This window comes from Promicromonospora kroppenstedtii DSM 19349, assembly GCF_000515355.1.
In the GTDB taxonomy this organism is placed as follows: domain Bacteria; phylum Actinomycetota; class Actinomycetes; order Actinomycetales; family Cellulomonadaceae; genus Promicromonospora; species Promicromonospora kroppenstedtii.
Genome location: NZ_KI911568.1, coordinates 6,970 through 8,995 on the forward strand (window position 1 = coordinate 6,970; position 2,026 = coordinate 8,995).

Here is a 2,026-nt window from a genome sequence, read left to right on the forward strand (position 1 = left end):
GAGCCGACCGCGCCGACCGCGGTGGCCCGGTCGCGGGGACGCCGATGGTCGCCGCGTTCCGGCCCGCGACCGTCGCGGTGTTCCCCGCGCGTGCGACCGGTTCGCCGCGCAACTCCTGGCCTGTGACCGTCACCGCCCTCGAACCTCAGGGCGACCTGGTCCGGGTCCGGGCGGGCCGGCTCAGCGCGGACATCACCCCGCAGGCCGCGGCCGACCTCGCGATCACGCCGGGCGACGAGGTGTGGTTCACCGTCAAGGCGACCGAGGTCGACCTGTACCCGGCGTGATCCCGGGGTAGGTGTGCCCGTGGCAGGCGTGCGTCCAGGCCTGGGCCTGACTCGCCGTCGAGCCTGGCTCGCCGTCAGGCCAGGATCTGGCCGGCCTGCCGCGCCGAGGCCGCGAACGAGCCCGTGAGCGGCAGCTCCGGCAGGATCACGGCCTGCGCCGCGTGGTAGACGTCGGGCTTGCCCACCCAGGTGAGGCCGGAGGGCCGGTTCTCGGTGTCGAGCTCGTGGTGCCACGAGCCGTGCTCGCCGTCGACGAGGTACTCCCGGATCCAGGCCCACCACTCGCGCTCGAGCTCGGTGTAGCGGGCGTCCCCGGTGACGCGGCCCAGCACGTTGGCCGTGGCGGCACCCTCAGCGGCGACCCAGTGGAAGCGGCGGGACTCGACAGGCGTACCGGACCAGTCCGTCGTGTAGACGAAGCCGCCCCCACCCTGCGCGTCCCAGCCGTCCTCGACCGCCCGGTCGAAGAGCGCGGCGGCAGCCGCTGTGCGCACGCCAGGAGTGTTCGCCTCGGCGTCGATCTGCAGCAGCAGGCGGGCCCACTCGAGTCCGTGGCCGGGCGTGGCGCCGTACGGCTTGAACTGGTCGCGCGGCCGGTCCGCGTTGTACTCCAGCAGCGGGTTCCAGTCGGCGTCGAAGTGCTCGGGGATCCGCCAGTCGTTGGCCTCCGCCCAGCTCACGACCCGGTCGCCGATGGCCGACGCGCGCTCCAGCCACAGGGCGTCCCCGGTCGCGGCGTGGGCCGCGAGCAGCGCCTCGACGGAGTGCATGTTCGCGTTCACGCCGCGGTAGTCCGACGCGGTGGACCAGTCGCGCGACCGCTCGTCGAGGTGCAGGTTCCGCTCGGGCTCCCAGAACCGCGCGTCCAGTACAGCGAGGGCGTCGGTGAGCAGCTCCGAGGCGCCGGCGATGCCGGCCACCTTGCCGGTCGAGGCGGCGAGCACGACGAACGCGTGCGCGTACGCCTCCTTGGTCCCGACCAGCTCGTCGCCCTCGCCGCGTGCGGCGAGCCAGCCGCCGAACTCGGCGTCGGCAAGCACCTCCCGGAGCCCGGCGATCGCGCGTGTCGCGTACCGCTCGGCCCCGCTCACCCCCAGCAGGTGCCCGACGGCGAAGGTGTGCGCCATGCGCGCGGTGATCCAGGTCTCGACCGGGTGCGAGTCATCGGGGTGCCCCTCGTCGTCGAGCCAGCAAGCAGCGCCGTCCGTACGGATCGAGGCCTCGGCGAACCGCAGCAGCGACACAAAGTGCTCGCGACGCCACGCCGCCTCGGTGCTGCTTGCGGGCTGGGTGCTGGTGGAGCCCGCGGCAGTGCGGGTCGAGTCTGCGTTCACACCGCCACGATAGCCGCGGCCGCTGCGCGGCCGAGAACTGGCGCACATGCCGGACGCCGGCATGGGCCACGTGCTGTAGGCACCGCCCGCCGACGCCGAAGGTTGCTCTGGAAATGCAGGTAGGGGGTGGGACGCACAACCCTTTTGACAGGCTGTGTGTCCCACCCCCTCCTGGGAATGGTTGTCCGGCGGCGTCCTACTCTCCCACCCCGTCACCAGGGCAGTACCATCGGCGCTGTGAGGCTAAGCTTCCGGGTTCGGAATGGGACCGGGCGTTTCCCCCACGCTATGACCACCGTAACACTATCGAGAACAGGCAACCCCACACCCACCATCACCAGTGGGAAAAAAGAGGGGCTGGTGCCCGTGACTCGGGAACCGCATAGTGGACGCGTAGCACAACAA

The 2,026-nt window shown here is 72.0% G+C and carries 2 protein-coding genes and 1 rRNA gene; 1 reads left to right on the plus strand and 2 read right to left on the minus strand.

What is annotated here, in order from left to right:
• A partial coding sequence (locus tag PROKR_RS00710) for a TOBE domain-containing protein (RefSeq protein ID WP_036958860.1) occupies positions 1–287 on the plus strand: 287 nt, incomplete at its 5' end.
• Between the two features lie 74 nt (positions 288–361).
• Here PROKR_RS00710 and PROKR_RS00715 read toward each other — a convergent pair.
• Together PROKR_RS00715 and rrf are read right to left on the minus strand one after the other, a co-directional pair.
• Entirely contained in the window at positions 362–1,621 is a 1,260-nt protein-coding gene (locus tag PROKR_RS00715; protein ID WP_036958861.1) for an AGE family epimerase/isomerase, read from the minus strand.
• 183 nt (positions 1,622–1,804) lie between these two features.
• Positions 1,805–1,921: ribosomal RNA gene (gene rrf, locus PROKR_RS00720) — 5S ribosomal RNA — on the minus strand.
• Positions 1,922–2,026: the final 105 nt, after the last annotated feature.